This is a genomic window from Roseinatronobacter sp. NSM, assembly GCF_052379845.1.
GTDB lineage: Bacteria > Pseudomonadota > Alphaproteobacteria > Rhodobacterales > Rhodobacteraceae > Roseinatronobacter.
On the sequence record NZ_JBQTCF010000003.1, the window covers coordinates 69468 to 93131 of the forward strand.

The window sequence follows — 23664 nt, forward strand, 5'->3', positions numbered from 1 at the left end:
CTGCCACCATGCCGCGCGCAGCCAAGGGTTTGTATCCCCCGCCCCCCCCCAAGGATGCCGTCGCGTGTCAGTCAAACGCCAGCGGAACGCCCAGCGGCTGGATTGCCCCATCGCTGAAATCAGGCCATTGCGCGGTCAGGGCCTCAGTCGTCCAGCCCCCCGATTGCGTGGCAATCCGTAGTTCCGCAGGGTGGGTCCACAGGGACAGGCGGTCCCCGCCAATGCCGATGCACTGCCCCGTTATACCCCGCGCCCTGTCCGAGGCCAGAAAAACAACCAGCGGTGCAATATCCTGCGCTGTGCCAATCCCGTGTCTGGCGCGCAGGTTGTCGGGCAGCGGTTCGCCGCGCTCCAATGCCGCGACATGGGGGGCAAGGGCGGGAATGGTGGCGGTCATGCGGGTTAATGCTGTGGGGATAATGGCGTTGACTGTCACCTTGTCGCGCGCCAGTTCCAGCGCGTGACTGCGCATCATGCCGACAATGCCGGCCTTGGCCGCTGCATAGGCCCCTTGACCGAAATTGCCCGACTGCCCTGCCGGTGACGCGGCATAGATCAGACTGCCGCCCCCCCCCTGCGCGCGAAACTGCCGCACTGCGGCGCGCGCGCATTGGAATGTGCCGCGCAGATGGGTGGCAATGACCAGATCGAAAGCGTCATCTTCGGTCTTCCATAAAACACTGTCGCGCAGCACACCGGCATTGGCAAACAGCCCGTCCAGCCGCCCGAAATGGTCTGCCGCCGCGCTGACACAGGTTTCTGCCGCCCCGTCGGTGCCGATGGCGGCCATCACCGCGACCGCTTGCCCGCCGTCCGCGCGTATGCTGTGGGCAACCGCGTGGGCAGCGTCCTTGTCCATGTCATTGACCACAACCGCCGCACCCGCCTGCGCAAGTGCCAGTGCTGTGGCGCGGCCAATGCCTTGCCCTGCGCCAGTCACGACAACCACTTTGCCATCCAGCCTGCAGTTGTCGGATTTACCGCCCATGATACACCGCCTTGCGTTTTTCGATGAAGGCGCGCGGCCCTTCGCGCGCGTCATCCGTGGCCATGACAACATCCTTGGCGCGGTCTTCCAGATCGAAGCCGTCATTTAACGTCAGCCCGCTGGCGGCGGTGACAGTGCGCTTGATTTCCCGCACCGCAATGGGCGCGTTTTCGGCAATGCGCTGGGCAATTTCCATCGCTGCGGGCATCAGGTCGTCACTGGGGACAATCCGGCTGACAAGCCCCGCCTGCAGCGCGGTTTCGGCGTCGATGGCCGCGCCGGTCAGCAACATTTCCATGGCCAGCGCATAGGGGATCTGGCGCGGCAGGCGCACCAGCGCGCCCGCAAAGGGAATGACCCCGCGCGCCGCTTCGGGCAGGGCAAAACGCGCATGGGGAACGGCCAGCCGAATATCGGTGCCCAGCAACATTTCCATCCCCCCCGCCATGCAGGGGCCATTGATGGCGGCAATCACGGGTTTGTTCATCTCAAACCCGCGAAAGGCAATGCGCGCATCCAGCCCGTCTTCATTCAGCAAACGGTGGTCCCAGTCGGTTTGGGGCGCGCGCGCGCCCGACAGCAGCGGCAAGGACAGCGCCAGATCACCACCCGAGCAAAACGCCTGTTCCCCGGCCCCTGTCAGAATAAGGCAGCGGATGGCGGGGTCTTCGGCGGCGTCGGCCAGCGTGTCGGCCAGACGGCAGATCAGTTCGGGGCTAAGGGCGTTGCGCGCTTCGGGGCGGTTCAGGGTCAGGACCAGCACCGCGCCATCGCGTCGTGTCAGCAAGGGGGAATGTGTCATCTGCGCACCGCCTGTATTGTGCCATCTGCAATGGCCGCCGCCGCCATGTCGCGCAGGGCGAATTTCTGGATTTTGCCATTTGCCGTCATGGGCATCTGGTCCACAAGGGAAATATATTTCGGCATCTTGTGGCGGGCCATGCGGCTTTTGCAAAACGCCTGCAGGTCGGTTTGCGTGGCCGTGCTGCCCTGTATGCCCACGACAAAGGCGAAGATCTCCTCGCCCAGTTCGGGGTCGGGGACACCCACGACCTGCGCCTGACTGACCATCGGGTGATCCAGCAGGCAGGTTTCTATTTCCACGGGATACACGTTTTCACCCCCGCGAATGATCATGTCCTTCAGCCGCCCGACAATGCGCAAATGGCCGCTGCCCTCCAGCACCGCCAGATCGCCGCTATGCAGCCAGCCGTCAGTGTCAATGGTTTCGGCGGTCTTGTCGGGCATGTCGAAATAGCCCGCCATGGTCAGATACCCGCGAATGCACAATTCGCCCGCTGTTCCGAAGGGCACAACTTCCCCTGTGTCGGGATCGAGGATGCGAATTTCCGTGTGCGGCAGGGGGGTTCCAGCCGTTTGCAGGCGCGTTTCAAGGGCGTCATCCGGCCATGTCTGGGTAATGACGGGGCTGCATTCGGTCATGCCCATGATGATCAGCGGCTCGCCGCCCGTCTGGTCGCGCATGCGGTGCATCAGGCTGGGGGGAATGCTGGTGCCGCCGGAAATGACGCGGCGCAGCGTGCGCAGGTCGGTGCGGGCGGCGTCAGGGTGTTCCAACATGCGCGTCATCATGGTGGGCACGGCGTTCAACAAGCTGGGGCGGTGGCGTTGCCACAGCGCCAGCATGCGCGCAGGGTCGAACGCATCCATTGTGACCAGACACCCGCCACAGGCCAGCATGGCCATCACATTGCACACGCACCCCGCCGTATGAAACAGCGGCATGGCCGACAGCATGACGTCATCATGGGTATATCCGCCGCGATCTGCCATCAGGCGGGCATTGTTCAGGGTGGAATAATGCGTCAGCATGGCGCCCTTGGGTTTGCCGGTGGTGCCGCTGGTATATTGAATTTGCGCCACATCGCGGGCCTGAACTGCGGCCTGACGGGTCTGGCGTGCGCTGTCGGGCACTGTGTCGCCCAAATTCAGCATATCCGCGAAGGGGCGCGCAAAACCGCCGCCGCCATGGCCAAGGCACACCAGATTGCGCAGCACCGGAAATTCCGCCTGCGCGGTGCGGTGCCCGTCTGTGACATTGGCCAGATCAGGCATCAGCGCCAGCAGATCTGCGCCAATATCCCCGCCGCGAAACTGCGGCGCGAAGATCAGCGCGCTGACACGGCCCTGCGCCAGCACATAGGCCAGCTCATCGCGCTTCAGCGCGGGGTTTACCGTCACCAGCACCGCGCCCACCTTCGCCAGCGCGTATTCCAGCATGACCCATTGCGCACAATTCGGGGCCATCAGCGCCACACGGTCCCCCGCCTGCACCCCCAGCGCCATCAGCCCGCGCGCGGCGCGGTCGGCATGGTCACGCAGCTGCGCATAGGTCCAATGGGTGGTCTGCGCCTGTGTCGCATCCTCCACGCACAGGGCCGGGCGTGGCCCGAACTGCGCCGCCTGCCGGTCCAGCATGTCGCCCAGCGTGATATCCAGCAGGGCAGGGCCGTCGGTCGTCGCGGGCCATATGGCGGGGTCGGGGGTCGGGATGGCGGGGGTCAGGGTCATTCTACGATGCTCCAGCTTGCGCCGAAAGAACGGCTGGACAAAAGATATATGTGATGTTATCGAATAGTTCGACATCAATCAATATGGTGCAGAACAATGCTGGCAAAATCTGTTTTGGTTCAACCTGATGGGGATGACGCGTCAGATGATGCGCTTGACCTGCAGCCGGAACTGGCCAGCAGCATCAACTTTCGTCTGCGCATGGCGCAAATTCTGGCCTACAAATCCTTTGAAGCCTGCACGCCTGACCATGGCGGCGCGGCGCGCTATCTGGGGCTTTTGTCCATTATCTGCGCAAATCCCGGCCAGCCGCAGCACCGCGTTGCGGAAGCTGTGGGTTTGCAGCGCTCCAGCCTTGTTCCCATTCTGGACCGGCTGGAAGCCAACGGAATTGTGGAACGCCGCCCGGTCGAAGGGGACCGGCGCAGCAATGCCGTATGGGCAACCAAACACGGCGAGGATGTGACCGCAGAACTGACCCGCAAGGCGCAGGCGGTGGAAGACCAGACCCTTGCAGGCTTCTCCGAGGATGAGGTGACGGCCCTTCTAAGTGCGCTGGACCGCGTTATTGCCAATCTGAAGCGGCTGTAACCCGTTCGGCCCGACATATGACCGGCGGGTATGCAACATGCCGCGCCGCTGACCAATTCATGCACCATCAGGGAGGATACAGCATGACTGCAAAATTATTGACAACAGGGGCTGCGCTTGGTCTGGCCATGGGCAGCGCCGTGACAGCGCAAGAAGTCACCCTGGCGCTGTCGCATTGGTTGCCGCCGGTGCATGAAGTGCACACTGACGGCATGACCGAATGGGCGGAATCGATCGCGGCCGCATCGGACGGGCGTATTCAGGTTGATCTGTATCCCGCCCAACAGCTTGGGTCTGCGCCGGACCATTACGACCTTGCGCGCGATGGCATTGTCGATATCGCTTTTGTCAATCCGGGCTATCAGGCGGGGCGTTTCCCGATTATTGCCGCGGGCGAGTTGCCGTTCCTTGTGTCCAATGGCACCACTGCCAACCGCGCCTTGCATGAATGGTATATGCAGCACGCCGCGCAGGAAATGCCGGATGTGCATGTCTGTCTGGTCAACCTGCATGATCCGGGCACGTTCCACGCCACACGCGGGCCCCTTGCAGAACCGGGGGATTATGCGGGCATGAATATTCGCCCCCCTCAGGGCACAATTGCGCGCATGATCAGCCTGATGGGCGCAAGCCCGGTGCAGGTGCCGGTCCCTGAAATGCGCGCGATCCTGTCATCAGGCGGCGCAGATGCGACTGTGTCGCCATGGCACAGCCTGTCGGTGTTCAACGTGGCCGATATTGTGACCCACCATCTGGACCTGCCGCTGTATTCGGTGACATTTGTTTACGCCATGAACCAGGGCGTCTATGACAGCCTGTCGCCCGAAAACCGCGACGTGATTGATGCGCATTGCACGCCGGAATGGTCCGAACGGATCAACGCGGCTTGGGCGGAACAGGAGTCGTCAGGCCGTGCGCGCCTTGTCGGTCAGGACGGGCATGTCTTCTACACCCCTGATGAGGGGCAGATGGCACAGTGGCAGGCATTGTCAGACCAGTTGCGCGAAGAATGGGCGCAAGCGGCGACGGCAGCCGGTCTTGCTGACCCACAGGCCGCGCTGGAGGATCTGACAGCACGCCTGCAGGCCGTGGGCGCGGCTTACGAATAAGCCATGATTGCGCGCGCCTGTGATACCGGCGCGCGCCAGCTTCTTTGCTGATAACACTGTTGGTGCCGGAATGATGCGTCTGCTTCATCTATACATGCGCGCTGTGGAACTTGTTGCGGCGGTCCTTCTGGGGGCTGTGACGTTGCTGGTCGTGGCGTCCACGCTGGGGCGGTATGTGTTCGCCCTGCCGGTGCCTGACAGTTTCGATTTTTCGCGCCTGCTGCTGGGGGCGTGTCTGGCATGGGGGTTTGCGGTGATCGGGTTGCGCGGCGGCCATGTGCAGGTGGACATTGTCGCCCAGACTGTCAGCCCCCGAATTCGTCAGGCGATTGATGCGCTGGCCTGGGCGTTTTTGCTGTGTTTTGCCATTCTTGTGGCGTGGAAAATGCTGGGGCGGGTGGACAGTGCGCGCCTGTCGGGGGAAACCACCTTTGACTTGCGCATCCCCATCTGGCCGTTTCTGGGCCTGATCTGGGCGGGAATCGCCGCCAGTGTGGTGACAATTTCCATCAAACTGGTGCGCATCATCACTGGCCATGAACAGGTGGACTCGTCCGAAGATATCGACTTCAAAGAGGTGACCCGTGGCCTACGCTGATATTATTGCCATCAGCGGGTTTGCCGCGCTGTTTGCCATGCTGTTGCTGCGCGTTCCTGTGGGCGTGGCGCTGGCATTGGTGGGCGTGGGCGGGTTTGCCGCCATTCGCGGCTGGACGCCCGCGTTGAACCTGCTGGCCACATCGCCCATTCGCGTGCTGACGGATTTTCACCTGAGCCTTGTGGTGTTTTTCATCCTGATGGGGGCACTTGCCACCAATTCCGGCCTAAGCCGCGAAGTGTTCCGCGCCGCCAGCGCGTGGTTTGGCCCGTTGCGCGGCGGCGTTGCCATGTCCACAGTGGTGGCCTGTGGTGGGTTTGCCGCCATATCGGGCAGTTCGGTGGCCACGGCAGCCACCATGACGCGCGTGGCCCTGCCCGAAATGCGCCGCTATGGCTACCGCGAGGATATGGCCACCGGTGTGATTGCGGCAGGCGGCACGCTGGGCATTATGATTCCGCCGTCGGTGGTGATGGTGATTTATGCGTTCATTACCGAAACTGATGTCAGCCAGTTGTTTATCGCGGGCATCATTCCCGGACTGATGGCGATTGTGCTGTATATGCTGACCATTCGCATTGCCTATGGGCGGGGCCTGCCGGATGGACAGCCCTTTGTGCTGCGCGAAGCGGTGGCGTCGCTTGCCGGGGTCTGGGCGGTCCTGCTGTTGTTTGCCGCCGTGATCGGGGCCATCTATCTGGGTGTCGCCACCCCCACCGAGGCATCGGCCCTGGGCGCCATCGCTACACTGGCCATCGGGGTTGCGCGCGGGCAGTTGAACACCGACAAGATTGTGCGGTCATTGGTGGAAACCCTGCGCATTTCAGTGTCCATTTTCACAGTGCTGATCGGGGCAGTGCTGTTTGGCTATTTTCTGGCCATCACACGATCGCCGCAAAAGCTGACAGCGTGGCTTGTCAGTCTGGACATGTCCGCGCATGGCACGCTGGCGCTGATCCTGATTGCGTTTGTCATCGCGGGGTGCATTCTGGACACGATGGCCATGATCCTTTTGTTGGTGCCCATCGTGTTTCCGGTGGTCATGCATCTGGGGTTTGATCCGATATGGTTTGGCGTCATCATTGTGATGGTTGCAGAGCTGGGCATGATTACCCCGCCCATGGGGATCAATGTTTTTGTCATCAATACGCTGGCCAAAGGGGTGCGGCTGACAACCATATTCCGCGGTGTATTCCCTTTTGTCGTGACTGACGTGATCCGGCTGATCCTGCTGATCCTGTTCCCGGCGCTGGTGCTGTTTTTGCCCAATACAATGTAGCGGGCGCCGCGGGGATTTATGGCGTGATCCGCCAGCCGGTGGCCGCCTGCAGTTCGTCCAGAAGATCGGTCTTGCGCAGTGGTTTTCCCAAAAACCCTTGATAGCCGCGCTCCATGTAATCGGCTTTGCGCCCGTCCATGACATTGGCGGTCAGGGCGATGACGGGCACCTGTGCCACCCGACCGGGCAGGTTGCGCAGCGCCTGCAGTGTTTCGGGGCCATTCAGAACCGGCATTTGCATGTCCAGAAAAACAAGGTCGACCGTTTCGCGGGACAGGATGTCCAGCCCCTCGCGGCCATTTTCGGCTTCCAGACAGGTCAGGCCCAGCGGGCGCAGCATGCCAAGAACCACACGCCGGTTGATGCGGCTGTCATCAATCACCAGAATGGTGCGATCCTTCAACAGGTCATGGACAGGCCCCGCTTCGGTCGGCCCCTGTTCGTCGGTGGTGGGGGGGGCGGCCTGCGCAGTGAAGGTCAGCACAAATCTGGACCCCTTGCCCGGGCAGGAGGTCAGCGTGATGTCGCCCCCCATCAATTGCGCCAGCTTGCGTGAAATGGCCAGCCCCAACCCCGTGCCGCCATAGGTGCGCGCGATGGTGGCGTCTGCCTGTTCAAAGGGTTTGAACAGGCGCTGTTGCACCTCGGGGGCGATGCCCAGCCCCGTATCCTCCACGCTAAGGGCGATGGTCCAGCCGGGCCCCGCCGCTACTGCCGACAGCGAAACTGTAACGCGCCCGGCGGGCGTGAATTTGATGGCGTTCGATACCAGATTGGCCAGACACTGCCGGACCCTGACAGAATCGAAAATGGCATGCTCGGGCACGCCTTCGTCCACCAAAAAGACCAGATCAAGCCCCGCTTCGGCGGCGCGCCCCCCAAACAGCTGCACCGTATCGCGCGACAGTTTCACCAGCGGCTGGCGCGTCGGATCAAGTGAGATTTCGCCAACTTCAATTTTTGACAGGTCCAGAACATCCGCGATGATGCCCATCAGCAACTCGCCCGACTCCCCGATCATGCGCAGGGCTTCGCGCTGTTCTGCCGTCAGGTCGGTGGATTCCAGCACTTGCGCCATTCCCAGCACGCCATTCAGCGGGGTGCGGATTTCATGGCTCATATTCGCCAGAAATTCGGTCTTGGCGCGGTTGGCCACATCCGCAGCCATCAAGGCGCGGCGCAATTCGGATTTGACGGCCAGTATCCGTTCAACAAGCGAATACCCGAACAGCACTGCAGGCGTGGCCACCGCAGCGGCAACAATGGCCGCCGCCGATACTGCTGCGCCAAACACACCCGGCTTCGTGGCTGCGGGCACAATGATTGAAAACACCTGCCATAACACCGCCATAAGCAGCGTACTTGCAAAAATGATCGCAAGGATCAGGCCAAGGTTAAACCGCCAAGGATTGCTGCGTTCTGCATGCTGCAGAAAATCCTCGAACAACAGGAACAAGCGCTTGCGAAGTCTTCTAAAGGCGCGCATGGCACACTGTCCCCCGGCACAGTCACACTCCACATATGCGGTTTTGGACAAAAAGGCCGCTAAAACAAGTAGCGTCCCGGAAAAACGCACGTCCTTAAGCAATTTCGCCTAATCCGGGGCGTTTATCAACCACTTCATGCGCATAATGGCGCTGCATTTAGATACATTCATACCTATTAATGCCGAATTAAGCTTGCGGGGCGACGGGCGCAGGTCCAACGCAGGCGGGGTGCTGCGCTGCGGCCCATAATAGTGTCGCCGAAGGCCAATAGCGTTGCAAAGGCAATTTACCCTGCCTGTCCGGTGCCATAGGGTGTGTATCGAACCCCATCCCTTGGGCCGTGTGCATGAAGGTTTCGCAATGTCATCATCTGCCGAACACCAAAAGAAGGAGCTTCCATGAAAGTCGCCGTTTACCTGCCCGCAGCAGATAAAATTCAATGGTGGGTCGACATGCTGTCAGGGCTTTTGCCCGGTTGGGATGTGGCGTCCCTTGAGGATGTGGTCGATCCGGGCAGCATTGACTATGCCGTTGTGTGGCGTCCGCGCAGTGGTGATCTGGCACGCTTTCCCAATTTGCGGGCGATTGTGTCAATCGGGGCGGGCATTGACCATGTGCTGGCCGACACGGGATTGCCCGCGCAGGTGCCCATTATCCGCACTGTGGGATCGGACCTGACGCAACGAATGCGGGAATATGTGGCCTTGCATGTTTTGCGCCATCACCGTGACATGCCGCGCCAGTTGCGCGCGCAGTCCGAACGCGACTGGCATGCCATTGTGGTGCCAGTGGCGCCGCACCGCACAATAGGCGTCATGGGGTTGGGAAATCTTGGGATGGCGGCGGCGCAAACACTGGCCGGGCTGGGGTTTGCAACCCGTGGCTGGGCCAGATCGCCCAAGGTCATTGAAGGGGTGGACTGCCATTCCGGGCCGGACGGGTTTGCACGGTTTCTGGACGGGTGCGAAATTCTGGTCAACCTGCTGCCGCTGACGGACGCCACGCGCGGCATCATGGACGCGGCCCTGTTTGAACGCCTGCCGCAGGGGGCGTGCGTGATCAATTGCGCGCGCGGGCCGCATCTGGTGGATGATGATCTGCTGGCCGCGCTGGACCGCGGGCATATCAAACAGGCCACGCTGGATGTCTTTCATCAAGAACCCTTGCCGCAGGATCATCCGTTCTGGACCCATCCGGCCATTACTGTGACCCCGCATGTGGCTTCGCAGATTGATGCGGCGACGGGCGGGCGGATCATTGCCGCCAACCTGCTTGAATTCGCCCAAAGCGGCACCTGCAAGGATGTCGCGGACGCGGCGCGGGGGTATTAGTGCATGTTGCTCAAAAGTGGGAACCGGTTTTGAGCTTCTCGAACATGCGCAGTCAATAACTTAGAATATGTCTCGTGAATGCGAATGAACGTGACATGTTCTAAGGCAGGGTGCGGAAAACCGGATAGCGGTTTTCCGTCCCCTGACCCCGTGGGGTCAGATATTGAACGCCACGCCCGCTTCGGCCTGTCCCCCGCCAAGCGCGGATACGGTCCCATCCGCGCGCCAGCAGGCGGCCCCCGTCATCACACCATCCGCCCCGAAGGCAATGGCGTTCATTCCCCCGCCGATATGGGGCACCACACGCACATCATGCCCCTTGGCGCGCAACGCCTCTGCATGGTGGGCATAGCCCGGCTCAAGCTCAAGATGTGCGCCTTCGGTCCACAGGCGCGGCGCCTCGACGGCTTGTTGCGGGGTCATGTTGTGGTCAATCAGGTTGACGATGGCCTGCATCGCGGATGGAAATATCCGCAGTGCGCCCGGCAAGCCCAGTGCGAAACGCGGCGCGTTGTCGCGCAGCACGATCATGGGTGCCATGGATGTGGGCACCCGTTTTCCCGGCGCGATCGACAGTGCCTTGCCGGGGTGCGGGTCGAAATTATACATGTAGTTGTTCGGGATGAACCCGGCATCGGGCACCATGACGCGCGCGCCAAACAGCCCGTTGATGGTGTGTGTGGCCGATACGATGGTGCCGGACGCATCGGCAACGGTAATATGTGTGGTGGACTGGCTTTCATACCCGCCAGCGGGCAGCGGTGTTGCCCCGCCAGTGTCGCGCAGGCGCGCAATGCACGCCCGGGCGTAGTCTTTGGAAATCAGCCGGTCCACCGGAATATCCACAAAATCCGGGTCGCCTGACGCTGCGCGCCGGTCTTCAAACCCCACACGGATGACTTCGGCCAGCAGGTGCAGGCGTTCGGTCGTGTCATAGCCCATGGCAGCCATGTCAAAGCGTTCCAGCATGTTCAGCATCTGCGCCACATGCACCCCTGATGATGCGGGCGGTGGCGGGCCTGCAATGTCAAACCCGCGATAGCGCCCGAAAATCGCGTCGCGTTCACGTACTGTGTAGCGCTGCAAATCGTCCAGCGACAGGTGCCCGTCATCGCCCAGCCGGTCAATCAGCGCCTGCCCCAGCGCACCGCCATGCAGCGCGCCCGCCCCCTCGCGGGCAATCAGGCGCAGGCTGTCGGCATATTCGGGTTGGACCAGCATTTGTCCGGCTTGCAGCGGCTGGCCATCTGGCAGGAACTTCGCTGCAATCACGGGGTCTTGCGCCAGATCATCCACATGAAGCGCGATGTTGCGGCTAAGATATCCGGTGGCGCGAAACCCGTTGGCCGCCAGCCGGATGGCAGGCGCAATCACATCGGAAAACGGCAAAACCCCATGTTTTTGGTGCATGCTGCACCACCCGGCCAGATTTCCGGGCACAGCCACTGACGACGGGCCGACAAGATTGCGCCGCCCTTCGGTTTCCATGTAATCGGGCAGGCGGTCGGACAGGGGGCGGAACATGTCGGGTTTGGCCGCAGCGCCCGCATGTGATATGCAGTCAAACACCACATGCGCGCCATTGGCCAGCCGCAGATGCGCAAGCCCCCCGCCCGCGATTCCCACCATCATGGGTTCGACCACTGTCAGCGCCAGCAGGGCCGCAACGGCGGCATCCACGGCATTACCGCCTGCGGCCAGCATTTCATGCCCGGCCACTGACCCAAGCGGATGGTTTGTCACCACAACCCCGCCCTGACCGCTTGCAGGCGCTTTGCGACACAGAAACGGCAGCGCGGGCGATGGCGTGGCTTGGGTCATGACGTGTGGTCCTTCTTGCGGGGGGCAATGCCCTTAGTCATCGGGGATAAGGGGTATATGAGTTTCAAGTTCAGCAACAAAGGCGCGCGCCGCTGCGGTCATGGGGCGGCGTGCCGGTTCCAGCAAATACAGGCTGCGCCACAAATCCAGCCCCGCCACCGGAACGAAGCAAATCTGCGGATCACGAAACAGCATCACGGCATTGCGCGGCAAAAGCGCGACCCCTAGCCCGGCGCGGATCATGCAAAGCTGCGCAATTGTGGAATGGGCCTGCAAGCGTGGTGTCAGAAAGTCATCTGGTATCGCTGCGCATCCTTTCAGCAGGTGCTGTGTGCCAGTGTTCGGGTCAAGCCCGATCAGCATACTGGCATCCAGATCGTCCAGTGTCACGGTGTCTTTGGCCGCCAGCGGGTGATCTGCACAACAGGCAAGCCCGACAGGGTCATGCAAGATGGCCCGTTGGCGCAGGTCGGGCGAATGCTGTGCCCGCCCCGCAACGGCCAGATCAAGCCTGCCATCCGACACCATATGCGCCAGCGTTTCTGCGATGTCGTCATGCAATCTGCAGCGCAGGCCCGGCCGGTTGTTCAGGAATTCCTGCAGAACCGGCACCAGAATATCGGAAATTGCGGACGGGGACGCGCCCAACAGCAGCGTGCCATCTTCCAGCCCGGCGCTTTGGCGCAACCGGCTTACGGCGCGGTCCATGCCGTTCAGCAGGGGGTGGGTGTCGCGCAGGAAATCCTGTCCAAGGGGCGTAATGGCGGGGGGGCGGGTGCGGCGGTCGAACAGGGGCGCGCCAATGCTTGCTTCAAGCTGCCGCACCAGTTCCGACAGGGCCGAAGGCACCACACTTAACCGCGCAGCGGCAGCGCTGAACGACCCTTCTTCTGCCACGGCATGAAGCGCGCGCAGATGGCGCAGATTTAAGTTTATATTTTCTGATTCAAGCTTCATTTATTTCAGATAATATGACAATATTGCCTGCATATCAATCGAATCTGCATTCGGGATGGTCCGGGTTTGGACCGCGCCTTTGGCCCCCGCCCGACGCATTTGCAACATACCTTTTGCACGATACCCGGACGCCCTGCGCGCCGTTTTCTTCGCGGTCCTGACCACGATATCCAAACCGGGCAGGGGCCAGATTGCTTTCAAACAAGGTGAAAGATGCGCTATGAACGATGAACGACCCATCATGTTGCTGACCGGGGCCAGCCGGGGAATTGGGCATGCCACAGTCAAACTGTTTCAGGAAAACGGCTGGCGCATTCTGACTGTGTCGCGCCAGCCCTTCTCGCCCGACTGCGCCTGGCCCGAGGCGCGTGAAAACCACATTCAGGCCGATCTGGCAGAGCTTGGCAGCATTGACGCGCTGGCGCAGGATGTGCGCGCGCGGTTGCCGCAGGGCAGGCTGCACGCCTTGGTCAACAATGCAGGTATCTCGCCCAAAGGGGCCGACAACGCACGCCTTGGGCTTGTGGACACGCAAGCCGATGTCTGGACGCAGGTGTTGAACGTCAATCTTGTGTCAACCGCACTACTGGCGCGTGCCCTGCTGCCCGAACTGGAACGCGCGGGCGGGTCCATTGTCAATGTCACCTCAATTGCGGGGTCGCGCGTGCATCCGTTTGCGGGTGTCGCCTATGCTGCATCCAAGGCCGCACTGGCCGCATTGACGCGCGAAATGGCGCATGAATTCGGGCGCAGGGGGGTGCGGGCGAATGCCATTGCACCGGGGGAAATCGAAACCTCCATGTTGTCGCCGGGCACCGAGGATTTGATCGCTGCCGAAGTGCCCATGGGCCGGCTGGGGGACGCATCGGAAGTGGCCTCAACAATTCACTTCCTTTGCACCGCCGCTTCATCTTACATCAACGGGGCTGAGATTCACATAAACGGGGGGCAGCACGTCTAAAGCAGGTTGCGCAAAAGTGGGAACCGGTTTTGCGCTTCTCGAACCTGCGCAATCAATAAGTTGGAGTATGTGGCGTGAATGCGAATGAACGCGACATACTCCAAAGGACTTCAGGTCACGCATTGCCCCCGCTTCGCGCCGGACGTTCGCTGGAAAGGCACATAAATGATACGATTGAGAGCGTTGCGCGCCTTCATACTTGTCGCCGAACTGGAAAGCTTTCGAAAAGCGGCGGCCCATCTGAACACCACACAACCCGCAATTTCAGCGCGCATACGCGGGTTGGAAGATGATTTTGGCCGCAAATTGCTGCACCGCGAAGCACGGCGCGTGCGCGTCACGCGCGACGGGCTGGAAGTGCTGCGCTATGCCAAGCCGATTGTGGAACTGACCGACCGCCTGCATTCGATATTCGAGGCAGAACCCCGCATCACTGGCACTGTGCGCATCGGGGCGATTGATACCATCATTTCCAGCTGGCTGGTGGATCTGTTTGAACGCCTGCAAACCGAACACCCCGGCGTCACATTCGAGGTGCGCGCCGACACGTCGCTGCGCCTGATTGATGACCTGAAAAACGGCGAAATCGACATCGCGCTTGTCATGGGCCCAGTGGATGAGGAAGGCATTGAAAATGTGGGTATCGGCACCTTTCCCATGGCATGGGTCGCCAATCCGCGCCGGTTTCGTTTTGACAGCGAAATTGATGTGACAGAACTGGCTGATTATCCGATCATCTCTTACCCGCGCGGGTCAAAACCCTACCGTATGATTGACCGCACCCTGGTGGGCACCAGCGCGCGCACCCTGCAGCTAAGCTGTTCAAATTCCTTGTCGACCCTGATCCGGCTTGCTGCGGACGGGTTCGGGGTTGCGGCCATTCCGCCTGTGATGATCGAACGGGAACTGGCGGAAGGAACGCTGAAGGTGATCCCGGTCCAACAGGAATTCCCCGCGCTTGAATGTCACGCTGTGTATTACACGGCATCGGGGTCCGCTGCGCCCGGTGTCATCGCCACAATGGCCCGAGAGGAGGCGGGCCGCTTCTGGGCCCGCCACGGGATGGCGCTGTAATCAGGCGGGTGCCAGATTGCCTTCGACCATCTTGCGCGCGCCCGAAAGGTCCGCAAGTTTTTCGCCTGCGTGAATTTTTGCCAGCAGGCCGATTTCACGTTCCTGCATGCCAAGCGCGCGTTCGGCCACCGCATCAACCTGATGGGGTTTCAGGACAATGACGCCACTTTCGTCACACAAAACCGCGTCGCCGGGTTCCACCGACTGCCCGCCTACCGACACGGGAATATTCATCCCCCCGCCCAGGCCCAGCAATTTGGTTGTGATGGGCGCGGGGCCACGGCACCACATGGGCATGTCCTGCGCGCGGATTTCTTCAAAATCTGTGGCGGGACCGTCAATGACTGCGGCCAGCACACCGGCCTGTTTGGCGGCATGCGTGACCACACCGCCCCAGCAGGCATGCTTGTCGTCGCCCGCGCGGTCAATGATCAGGATGTCACCGGGGCGCGCAATGCTGACAGCATAGTGCAGCAAGGCCGAATCCGGTCCTGCCAGCCGCAGGGTTACCGCCGTTCCCGCAATGCGCTTGCCCGGCAGCACGGCGCGGATTTCGCGGTCCAAAAAGACATCATGCAGAAAATGGCCGATAGTCGCGGTTTCGCATTTCGCAAGTTTTTCCGCCATTTCCGTGGAAATTTGCTGCGGCATATCCTTGACTGTATACATGGTTTGTTTTCCTTTATTGGGGTAATCAGGCCGGAACGGGCTGCGCGGTCGGGGTTTTGCCCAAACGGTGATGGCGCATGACCGGCATTTTGGCGCGCACGTCATCGGCATAGGACGGGTCAATGGTGGCAGTGATGAACCCCACCTTGTCGGGCGCTTTGGCCACAACAGTGCCCCAGGGGTCCACGACGATGGACCGCCCGTAGCAGACCTTGCTGCCGCCGTCGTGGTCGAACACCTGCCCGGTGGCCACCACCCAGGATTGTGTTTCAATCGCGCGCGCCTTGATCAGGGTTTCCCAATGGTCCTTGCCGGTCATCATTGTGAAGGCGGCGGGCAGAAAGATGACCTTTGCCCCTTGGTCGCGCAGCGCGCGGAACAATTCCGGGAACCGCATGTCATAGCAGATGGACAGCCCTGCTATGGTGTCCCCGATCTGGCAGGTCACCACATCCGATCCCGCCTTCATGGAATCCGATTCCCGGTAGGAAATGCCGCCGGGCACGTCCACGTCAAACAGGTGTATCTTGCGGTATTGCGCAATGATGTCGCCCTGTGGATTGAACACCAGTGTCGTATTGAAGCACTTCCCGTCCGCGCGTTCCGCAATACTGCCGCCATGAACATAGATGCCGTGTTTGCGCGCCAGTCCGGCCATCATCTGGCAGGCTTCGCCATCGGGGATTGTTTCGGAATTTCCGTATTGCACGTCGAAATTGCCAGTCATGGATGTCCAGGTTTCGGGCAAGCTGACAATATCGGGGCGGTCTTGCGCGACGGCGGCCTCAATCAGGTCGCGGGCCACGCGCAGGTTTTCGGCCTTGTCGTCGCGCGTGTTCATCTGGATCAGGGATACTTTCAAGATATTACTCCATAGTCGGTTGAGAAGGCAGGTGTGGCCCTAGCGCGCGCCAAGCACCGTATCGGGCAGCCACAGCGCGATCTGGGGCACTGCGGCCAGCAGCGTCAGAACGATCAGCAGCGGGATGAAGAAGGGCAGCACTGCGCGCACCACATGTTCCACCGGAATTTCGGCAATGCGGGCGACAATATACAGGCCAATGCCCATGGGCGGGGTCGCAAGGCCCAGGATCAGGCCCATCTGCATGACAATTCCGAAATGGATGCGGTCAATCCCGTAAGCATCCACCAATGGCAGCAGGATCGGCACCAGCAACAGCTTGGCGGTTACCCCGTCGATGAAACAGCCCACCACCAGCACAATCCCGACCACGGCCATCAGAAACAGGAAGGGCTGGTCAATCAGCCCCGGCACTGCGGCAGCAATATCTTGCGGGATGCGTTCCACCGCCAGCAGCCAGCCCATACCATTGGCAAACCCGATGATGATCATGATCATCGCGGTAATCAGCATGGTGTCACTTATGGCCGACCAGATCGCGGAAAAGCGGAAACTGCCATAGAACAGCGACAACAGCAGCGTATAGCCACAGGCCAGAATGCCTGCCTCGGCTGCGGTGGTGGTGCCGGTCAGAATACCCGCCATGATGATGCCGGGCGCGGCCAGCGGCGGCGTGCCTTTCAGGATGCAGGTCCAGATCTCGCGCCCGGTGGCCTTGGGTTGGGTGGGCAGGTCCACAACCGAGGCATAGATGCGGTTATAGATCATCAGCGCCACTGCAATCAGGATTGCAGGCCCGATACCGGCCAGAAACATGCGCGCCACCGACACATTGGCCAGAAACGCATACACAACCAGCGGAACAGATGGCGGAATGAACGGGGCCAGAATGGCCGATACTGTCGTAATCGCCGCCGAGAAGGACGCCGTGTAGCCCCGCTCGCGCATGGCGCGAATTTCCACCACGCCCAGCCCTGCGATATCGGCCACTGCGGCGCCTGTGCCGCCCGCCATCAAGACCGACGCCAGCACATTGACCTGTGCCAGACCGGCCTTGAAATGGCCAATCAGGGCGTTGGCCATGTTGAACAGGCGTTCTGTCAGGCCAACGGCATTCATCAGGTTGCCTGCCAGCACGAAAAACGGAATGGCCAGCAGCGAGGAATTGTTGACCCCTTCCTGAACGCGCATGGGAATAATCCACAAGGTGGTGTCATACCCCGCCGCAATCAGGGACCCCAACACCGAGATGCCTATGGCCATGGTAATGGGAACCCGAAGCGCCAGAAGCACAAGGAAACCCACAAACAACAAGATTGCGGTCATTGCACACCCCCCGGCACATTTGCAGACACCTGCGCGCCTTCATCCGGCGGGCCATTGATCAAACGCTCAAACGTGTCGCGCAGGAAATCCAGCAAAATCAGGCTACAAGACGCGTAGAACGGCACCGAAAGCCAGTAGCGCTGCAGGCCGACATAATCCATATTGCCCACCTGACGCGGCAGCAGCGTTTGCGCCTGCCACAAGATGATGCCCATCAGCGTCATGATGACAAGGTTGGTCAGGATGGTGACGGCGTTTTGCGCCCGCAACGGCAACAGCCGGTATACGATGTCCACCTTGATATCCCGGTTGCGGCGGTAAATCACATAAAACCCCAGAAATACCATCCAGACAAACAAAACAGTTGTCCAGGGGAACACCCAGATCAGCCCCCGTTCCCACAGGAAACGGGACCCGATATTTGCGATATTGATGAAAAGGATGACGATCAGGGCACCGTTGGCGCCGACGAAGAAAACCTTCTCCGTCAGCCCCAGAAAGCGGTCCAGCAGGTGCAACATGGTGCGGCTGCTATTCGCGTGTTTCGTTTACAGCATCCAAAAACCCTTCGGGCAGGGTTCCGGCCGCGTCCATTGCCGCATACATTTCGGCCATGCGGGCAACAAACGGCGCGGTGTCCAGTTCGCTGAATGTCGCGCCTTCGCCTTTCATGCGTTCAATCGCTTCGTCCGCGATTTCGCCCATAACGCGCGCGGATTCCTGCGCCACCGCGTCATATGCATCCAGCAAATGTGCTTGCATATCCTCGTCCAATTGGTTCCACGAAACGGCACTCATCATGAAGGCCATGCCCTGCTCATATTCGTCATGGCGCAGGATATGGGGCGCAACTTCGTGAAACCGCATGGATTCCACCAAGGCGATAGGGCTGTTCACGGCCTCGACAATGCCGCGCCCGATGGATTCATAGGTTTCGGTCCAGGCCAGTGTGCGCACCTCGGCGCCCAGATGGCGCCAGCTTTCGGCGGCCAGTTCATCAGGGTGCATGCGTAGCCGCATACCGTCCATTTCTTCCAGTGTCTCAAACGGGCGCGAGGCCAGCATCACGCGGTAGGGGCCGCGCACAAAGGCTGTGGAATCGCCCAGAACGACAATCCCGGCCTCATCCTCTACGCGGCCCAGCCAGCCCTGCACCATGTCCGACGCCATGAAGCGCGACCAGTGGTCGCGGTCATCAAACAAAAATGGCGCCGAGGTGAACTGCATCTCGGGGACCCATTTCTGAAGGTAGCTTATGCCTTCAGGGTAAATATGGATGGTGCCCAACTGGATTTGTTCCAGCACCGCATCATCCGATCCCAGTTGTTCGCTGGGATAAACTTCGACGTTCAGCGCGCCGCCGGTGCGTTCTGCCACCTCGTCAGCGAACATCTGGAACAAGCGCCCTTCGATAGATTCCGGCGGCATCTTATGCGACATCCGCCATGTCTGTGCGACCAGCGCGCTTGATGCGGTCAGGCCGATCGTCACTGCGGCAGCGCCGCTAACCCACTTCGAAACTGTTATTTTCATTGGAAGCCTCCACTGTAGGAACGTCCATCAAGCTAGGCAGGAAGTGGATTTGGAATCAAATCTTCATTTTTGTGCCTATCCGATAAGAATAATTTATCGTGCCGCGTTTGCCTGAAGTTTGCGCAATGGGGGGCGCGCGCGCATGCGCGCCACGGCAGGGGACGGCCCTTGACATGTTGCGGCAGGGCGCGTCATCTTTCAGCATATCCTTGTTGTTCTTCTTTGGCGGTCCCTCATCCCATGCATCCGTGCCAGACCTGCCCTTTGCGCAAGCATGACCTGTTCACGCCCTTCAGCCCTGAGGACCTGACATTCATGATGCAATTCCGCGACGCCGAGGTGACATTGGCCCCCGGTGCGGCGCTGTATCATGAAGGCGATGAAACAGATTATTTTTTCACCGCACGCGAAGGGCAGGGGGCACGGTTCAAACACCTGCCCAATGGCGAACGGCAATTGGTGAATTTCATCTTTCCCGGTGACATGGTGGGGTTTCAGGCCATGTTGGCAGACGGGGCCGCAACCTCCGCACTTGCGGCAAGCCCGATGGTGCTGTGCCGCTTTCACAAGCGCAAACTGCCTGATCTGTTTCGCAATAACCCCTCGCGCGCCTATGCCCTGACATGGATTGCCGCCGTTGAGGAGCATTTCCTCAATGAGATGATTGCAACCTTGGGACAGCGCAGCGCCCAACAGCGCATGGCATGGGCGCTGCTGAAAATTCACCGGCGGCTGGCCGCCGTTGGGCTTGCGCCGAACGGGCGGGCGCAATTCCCCTTCACGCAACGCGATCTGGCCGATGCGCTGGGGTTGTCACTTGTCCATACCAACAAAACGCTTGCGCGCCTGCGCCCATGGGTGAGCTGGGAAAACGGCCTGTTGCAGATCCTTGATGCAAAAGCCCTGTCCGCACTTGCGATGGCCGATACCCTGACGCCGCCGCAACGCCCGCTGCTATGACTTGCGCGCGAAATACGCCACAAGGTGTTGCAGATCCGTCGTAAAGAAGGGCAGGCCCAGCACCGGATAGCGCGACCTGTTCGCAGAGTGCGAACAAGGTGACCCATCCAGCAAGATGACGTGCGCCCTGTGCTGTTCAAGCACCCCGCGCAAAGGGCTTTGCGAAAAGGCATCCGGCGATAGTTGCACCACCGCAAGGCGCAACGCCGCCCCTTGCGCGTGTTCCGACATCAGGGCAAGCGCTTCTGCCTCGGTAGTGGCGATCAGGGGGGTGCCGAACCCCAGGTGTTGCAGGGTTGTGGAAACATCCTTCGCCACAATCGAAAAATTCACAAAGACAAGAAATGTCCCATCCATAGCGTCATGCACCTTGCTGTTCCAAAGGCAGCATTTGCACAGATATCGCAACCGCAGGCTATAAACTGTGACATAGCATGGCGGGCCTTGCATTTTTTCGCCATCGCGCCCATTCAGGGGCTGTGACCCAGTCCTTAGACCCCCCTTCCCATTCTGTGACGGCCCTTGGTTGGTCGGCGTTTTTTGACGACCAGCTGACACCCGATGATGCTGGCCTTGCGCGTATGCGCATTGCAACGGTCCATCGCGCCAGAATGACTGCGATTTCACCACAAGGGCCAGTGCGCCTGACACTGCCCCCCCGCGCCAACACGGCTGACTATGCCGTGGGCGACTGGGTTCTGGTCCAGCCCGATGCGCCGGTATTGGTGCGCAGGCTGGACCGCAAGGCCCTGCTGCAACGGCGCACCGAAGGCGGGCGCATGCCGCAATTGATTGCGGCCAATGTGGACACGCTTTTCATTGTGACATCGTGCAATGATGACCTGAACCCGGCCCGGCTGGAACGGTATCTGGCCCTTGCGAATGAGGCGGGCGCAACGCCTGTCATTGTCCTGACCAAGGCCGATCAGGTCGAAGATACCGCGCCTTACCGCGCGCAGGTGGCCAGTTTGCAGCGCGGCTTGGCAGTTGTGGCGCTGGACGCCACTGCACCAGATGCGGCCCTGACGCTGGCGCCGTGGTGCGGTGCCGGTCAGACCGTTGCCCTTGTCGGGTCGTCCGGTGTTGGCAAATCATCGCTTCTGAACACGCTGGCGGGAAAATCCCCCGAACAGGCGCAGGCGACCGGAAGCATTCGTGAAGCTGACGCCAAGGGCCGCCACACAACAACATCGCGGTCCCTGCACCGCGTTGTGGGCGGCGGTTGGGTGATTGACACCCCCGGCATGCGCACCCTTCATGTCAGTGACAGTGCCGCAGGGCTGGAACAGTTGTTTGCCGAAATCACCGAACTTGCGCCTATGTGCCGCTTTCGGGACTGCACCCATGCCCATGAACCGGGATGCGCCGTGCAAGCGGCGCTGGCCGAAGGGGGGCTTGACCCCGCGCGCGTGGACCGGTGGCGCAAGCTTCTGCAGGAAAATCAGGCCAACACCCCTGTGCAGTCCGGCCCGCGCGGCAACAGGATAACCAAACCCCCCGGCACCGGCCCCGGTGGCAAGCGCCGCTGACGGCGCGCGCGTTTCCCGCCCCGCGGGGCCTTATCGGCCAAACTGCCCCCGCGCTGCTTTGGTCTGGTGGGGGGGGCTGCAACACCCAAGGCCGGCTTACGGGTCTGTGTCATGCAAAACGGCAGGTTCCAGCCCCAGCGCGGCAAGCGCTGACAGGCCGCATGGCCCGGCCAGAACGGTGGTGAAGGTCGGGTTGGCGGGCGGCGGCGGGGCGGTCGGGTCCTGCTCCGAGGCAAGCCATGCCCCCGGCGGCACGTCCGCTTGCAGCCCCGATGCCACGCGATACAGATTGCCGTGACGATCCACCCATAACGGGGATTCGGCGCTGGTCAGTTCGGGGGGGTGGTTTGCCGGTTCTGCAACGGTCACTCTGAACATGTGGGCGGTCCTTTTGGGTTTGGGGTTGGGTCAGATGGTCAATGCAGCCTTGCTGGCCAGCCATGTCTGCAGGGTCATGCGTTCGGTCCCCGACAGCGCACGCGGAATCAGCGCCCCTGCATAGAACCGCCCGCTGGAATAGGCATTGCCCGCGCTGAAAACATGCGTCAGGCCGACAAGCGGCGAAAAGCTGCCCGCCGTTGTGTTGATCGTCGCAGCTTGCCCGTTGCGCCAGGCGTCCGGCGCTGCGGCCCCGTCGACGCGCACCATATCCACCTGCCGCCCCGCCACGGATGGCGTGGAAAAATCCACCTGATTGGCAGTGCTTTCGTTGCGCCAGCGCAGCCCGCTGGACACGGTTTTGGTAAAGCGCCCGATGCCGCCGAAAATGATCCCCTCATTCGGGGCGGCGGGCAGGAACGCGATGTCATGCGCTGCCGCGAGTGTGTAGGATGTCAAACCGCTGAACGCAGATGCCAGCACCAAGCGGTCATCCACCCCGTCAAAGCCCAGATAGGGTATATCGGCCTGTCCCTCCTCGGTCACGTCAAACCCGTTTGCGCCCGTGACCTGCACTGCGCTGGGGGCGCTGGCCTGTTCCAGTTGCGGCGCGGATATGTCCAGCGTGATGTCGATTGCGCCGCCCGCCGATGATAATTGCAACAAGATACGGGTGTTGGTAATGCCAGCGCCAGACAAGATGCCCGATGCCGCGCGGCGTATATCCTGCGCAATCGTCGAAGAAAAATCCCCGCCATTGGTTGCGCCCAGAAACCCGCTTGTGCTGAAATGTGTGTTGATCAGCGCCACACCAGAAATGTTTGCACTGCTGCCGCCAACCTGCTGCACCCATGCTGACCCCGTCCATGTTTGGCCCGTCGCGCTGGAAACCGACGCGGGGGGCGTGAAGTTGATCTGGATGTTTCCCGTGGGCGTGCCGTTCAGCCGGATGCGGATATTTGGCCTGCCGGCTTTGGGCGCGGTCGAGAGCACCTCGACCGCGGTGTTGGGAATGTTGGAAATGCCCCAGGTGGCAGGCAGCGCCCCGCCTGCGCCCAGCACCCCCAGCGCCGCACCATCCATGCGGGTATTGGGCAGGCGGTTGCGCAGCCCCGATGCGGGGTGGCGGCCAAATGTCGGGCGGCTGTTGGGCGCGCTTTGGGTCGCGTGCAGCCCCAGCCCCGACTGGTCGTTCAGCCGCGCCACGCTTTGGCCCGGCTGGGTGACAGGCAGGGTTCCTGCCACATCCTGAAACACCCCGGTATCGGCAGAAAACACCGCGCCTTGTGACTGGTTTGTGAACAACAGTTGCGGCCGCCACCGTCCCTTGCGGTGCCAGATTGGCAAGGTGTTCAAATTCACCGACAGCCCCAGTTTCATGCGACCACCAATGCGTGAATGCCGCCCGCCGTGGTGCCAGTGGCAAGCACGCCCCGCACGCCCACAGGCAGTAGCGCCAGATCGCCCACAACCACAGTGCGGGTTTCGTTGCGAATGGTGCGTATGACAAGTGTTCCGCCGGTTTCGACATATAACGCCGACGCCGGAAATGCCAGATCGGCGGTATCATGCGGGGTGACGGGCAGCATATCAGTGGCCGGGCCAGCAGCGGTCAGGGCGTGTGATTTGAAAATGTCCATGAGGGTGTCCTTTTCAGAATTATGTTGGGGCATCTCGCA

The 23664-nt window shown here is 61.1% G+C and carries 24 protein-coding genes; 9 read left to right on the forward strand and 15 right to left on the reverse strand.

What is annotated here, in order from left to right:
* Positions 1–67 precede the first annotated feature (67 nt).
* The 3 genes from ACTZWY_RS02540 to ACTZWY_RS02550 are packed head-to-tail and all read right to left on the reverse strand — an operon-like array spanning position 68 to position 3520.
* Positions 68–988, reverse strand: coding sequence for an SDR family NAD(P)-dependent oxidoreductase (locus ACTZWY_RS02540; RefSeq protein WP_444789107.1), 921 nt, complete (start codon positions 986–988; stop codon positions 68–70).
* Positions 978–1790, reverse strand: coding sequence for an enoyl-CoA hydratase/isomerase family protein (locus ACTZWY_RS02545; RefSeq protein WP_444789108.1), 813 nt, complete (start codon positions 1788–1790; stop codon positions 978–980). Before ACTZWY_RS02545 ends, ACTZWY_RS02540 begins: the two co-directional genes overlap by 11 nt.
* Complete coding sequence (locus ACTZWY_RS02550) at positions 1787–3520, reverse strand: AMP-binding protein (protein WP_444789109.1); 1734 nt, start codon at positions 3518–3520, stop codon at positions 1787–1789. The genes ACTZWY_RS02545 and ACTZWY_RS02550 overlap by 4 nt, the downstream gene beginning before the upstream one ends.
* Positions 3521–3616: 96 nt before the next feature.
* On the opposite strand from ACTZWY_RS02550, the gene ACTZWY_RS02555 reads away from it, so the two are divergent.
* The 4 genes from ACTZWY_RS02555 (at position 3617) to ACTZWY_RS02570 (ending at position 7097) form a co-directional block, all read left to right on the forward strand.
* Positions 3617–4111 carry a MarR family winged helix-turn-helix transcriptional regulator gene (locus tag ACTZWY_RS02555; protein ID WP_444789110.1) on the forward strand — a complete coding sequence of 165 codons (495 nt, stop codon included), beginning with the start codon at positions 3617–3619 and terminating at the stop codon, positions 4109–4111.
* An 83-nt stretch (positions 4112–4194) separates the two neighbouring features.
* Positions 4195–5220 (forward strand): TRAP transporter substrate-binding protein, encoded by a 1026-nt coding sequence (locus ACTZWY_RS02560; RefSeq protein WP_444789111.1) that lies wholly within the window; start codon positions 4195–4197, stop codon positions 5218–5220.
* Positions 5221–5290: 70 nt separating this feature from the next.
* On the forward strand, positions 5291–5818 hold the full coding sequence (locus tag ACTZWY_RS02565; RefSeq protein ID WP_444789112.1) for a TRAP transporter small permease: 528 nt from the start codon (positions 5291–5293) through the stop codon (positions 5816–5818).
* A complete protein-coding gene (locus ACTZWY_RS02570; protein ID WP_444789113.1) occupies positions 5805–7097 on the forward strand; it encodes a TRAP transporter large permease in 1293 nt (430 codons plus the stop codon). Before ACTZWY_RS02565 ends, ACTZWY_RS02570 begins: the two co-directional genes overlap by 14 nt.
* Positions 7098–7113: 16 nt before the next feature.
* Here ACTZWY_RS02570 and ACTZWY_RS02575 read toward each other — a convergent pair whose 3' ends face one another.
* Positions 7114–8583 carry an ATP-binding protein gene (locus ACTZWY_RS02575; protein WP_444789114.1) on the reverse strand — a complete coding sequence of 490 codons (1470 nt, stop codon included), beginning with the start codon at positions 8581–8583 and terminating at the stop codon, positions 7114–7116.
* 399 nt (positions 8584–8982) lie between these two features.
* On the opposite strand from ACTZWY_RS02575, the gene ACTZWY_RS02580 reads away from it, so the two are divergent.
* The gene (locus ACTZWY_RS02580; RefSeq protein WP_444789115.1) at positions 8983–9915 is read left to right on the forward strand and encodes a 2-hydroxyacid dehydrogenase; all 933 of its coding nucleotides are present in this window, start codon (positions 8983–8985) and stop codon (positions 9913–9915) included.
* Positions 9916–10071: 156 nt separating this feature from the next.
* Here ACTZWY_RS02580 and ggt read toward each other — a convergent pair whose 3' ends face one another.
* Together ggt and ACTZWY_RS02590 are read right to left on the reverse strand one after the other, a co-directional pair.
* Entirely contained in the window at positions 10072–11736 is a 1665-nt protein-coding gene (ggt, locus tag ACTZWY_RS02585; RefSeq protein WP_444789116.1) for a gamma-glutamyltransferase, read from the reverse strand.
* Positions 11737–11769: 33 nt separating this feature from the next.
* The gene (locus ACTZWY_RS02590) at positions 11770–12693 is read right to left on the reverse strand and encodes a LysR family transcriptional regulator (RefSeq protein WP_444789117.1); all 924 of its coding nucleotides are present in this window, start codon (positions 12691–12693) and stop codon (positions 11770–11772) included.
* A 220-nt stretch (positions 12694–12913) separates the two neighbouring features.
* On the opposite strand from ACTZWY_RS02590, the gene ACTZWY_RS02595 reads away from it, so the two are divergent.
* Entirely contained in the window at positions 12914–13654 is a 741-nt protein-coding gene (locus tag ACTZWY_RS02595) for an SDR family NAD(P)-dependent oxidoreductase (RefSeq protein WP_444789118.1), read from the forward strand.
* A gap of 165 nt (positions 13655–13819) precedes the next feature.
* Positions 13820–14728, forward strand: a complete 909-nt coding sequence (locus tag ACTZWY_RS02600; protein WP_444789119.1) for a LysR family transcriptional regulator — start codon at positions 13820–13822, stop codon at positions 14726–14728.
* Here ACTZWY_RS02600 and ACTZWY_RS02605 read toward each other — a convergent pair whose 3' ends face one another.
* Genes ACTZWY_RS02605 through ACTZWY_RS02625 form a run of 5 tightly spaced genes read right to left on the reverse strand, consistent with a single transcriptional unit; the run spans position 14729 to position 19118 of the window.
* On the reverse strand, positions 14729–15397 hold the full coding sequence (locus ACTZWY_RS02605; RefSeq protein ID WP_444789120.1) for an RraA family protein: 669 nt from the start codon (positions 15395–15397) through the stop codon (positions 14729–14731). It lies immediately after the preceding gene.
* Positions 15398–15422: 25 nt separating this feature from the next.
* Positions 15423–16259 (reverse strand): carbon-nitrogen hydrolase family protein, encoded by an 837-nt coding sequence (locus tag ACTZWY_RS02610; RefSeq protein ID WP_444789121.1) that lies wholly within the window; start codon positions 16257–16259, stop codon positions 15423–15425.
* Positions 16260–16298: 39 nt separating this feature from the next.
* Positions 16299–17585 carry a TRAP transporter large permease gene (locus ACTZWY_RS02615; RefSeq protein ID WP_444789122.1) on the reverse strand — a complete coding sequence of 429 codons (1287 nt, stop codon included), beginning with the start codon at positions 17583–17585 and terminating at the stop codon, positions 16299–16301.
* Positions 17582–18106 (reverse strand): TRAP transporter small permease, encoded by a 525-nt coding sequence (locus ACTZWY_RS02620; RefSeq protein ID WP_444789123.1) that lies wholly within the window; start codon positions 18104–18106, stop codon positions 17582–17584. The genes ACTZWY_RS02615 and ACTZWY_RS02620 overlap by 4 nt, the downstream gene beginning before the upstream one ends.
* Before the next feature lie 10 nt (positions 18107–18116).
* The gene (locus ACTZWY_RS02625; RefSeq protein ID WP_444789124.1) at positions 18117–19118 is read right to left on the reverse strand and encodes a TRAP transporter substrate-binding protein; all 1002 of its coding nucleotides are present in this window, start codon (positions 19116–19118) and stop codon (positions 18117–18119) included.
* Between the two features lie 315 nt (positions 19119–19433).
* Here ACTZWY_RS02625 and ACTZWY_RS02630 point away from each other — a divergent pair, with 315 nt between their 5' ends.
* Complete coding sequence (locus ACTZWY_RS02630; RefSeq protein ID WP_444789125.1) at positions 19434–20078, forward strand: Crp/Fnr family transcriptional regulator; 645 nt, start codon at positions 19434–19436, stop codon at positions 20076–20078.
* Here ACTZWY_RS02630 and ACTZWY_RS02635 read toward each other — a convergent pair.
* Positions 20073–20435 carry a hypothetical protein gene (locus ACTZWY_RS02635; protein WP_444789126.1) on the reverse strand — a complete coding sequence of 121 codons (363 nt, stop codon included), beginning with the start codon at positions 20433–20435 and terminating at the stop codon, positions 20073–20075. The two genes, ACTZWY_RS02630 and ACTZWY_RS02635, sit on opposite strands and share 6 nt — an antisense overlap.
* 122 nt (positions 20436–20557) lie before the next feature.
* On the opposite strand from ACTZWY_RS02635, the gene rsgA reads away from it, so the two are divergent.
* Positions 20558–21607, forward strand: a complete 1050-nt coding sequence (rsgA, locus tag ACTZWY_RS02640; RefSeq protein WP_444789127.1) for a ribosome small subunit-dependent GTPase A — start codon at positions 20558–20560, stop codon at positions 21605–21607.
* Between the two features lie 96 nt (positions 21608–21703).
* On the opposite strand, the gene ACTZWY_RS02645 is transcribed toward rsgA, so the two are convergent.
* From ACTZWY_RS02645 to ACTZWY_RS02655, 3 genes are read right to left on the reverse strand one after another with little or no spacing between them, the layout of a single operon-like run.
* Positions 21704–21985, reverse strand: coding sequence for a hypothetical protein (locus ACTZWY_RS02645; protein ID WP_444789128.1), 282 nt, complete (start codon positions 21983–21985; stop codon positions 21704–21706).
* A 30-nt stretch (positions 21986–22015) separates the two neighbouring features.
* On the reverse strand, positions 22016–23365 hold the full coding sequence (locus ACTZWY_RS02650; protein ID WP_444789129.1) for a hypothetical protein: 1350 nt from the start codon (positions 23363–23365) through the stop codon (positions 22016–22018).
* On the reverse strand, positions 23362–23625 hold the full coding sequence (locus ACTZWY_RS02655; protein WP_444789130.1) for a spike base protein, RCAP_Rcc01079 family: 264 nt from the start codon (positions 23623–23625) through the stop codon (positions 23362–23364). Before ACTZWY_RS02655 ends, ACTZWY_RS02650 begins: the two co-directional genes overlap by 4 nt.
* Positions 23626–23664: the final 39 nt, after the last annotated feature.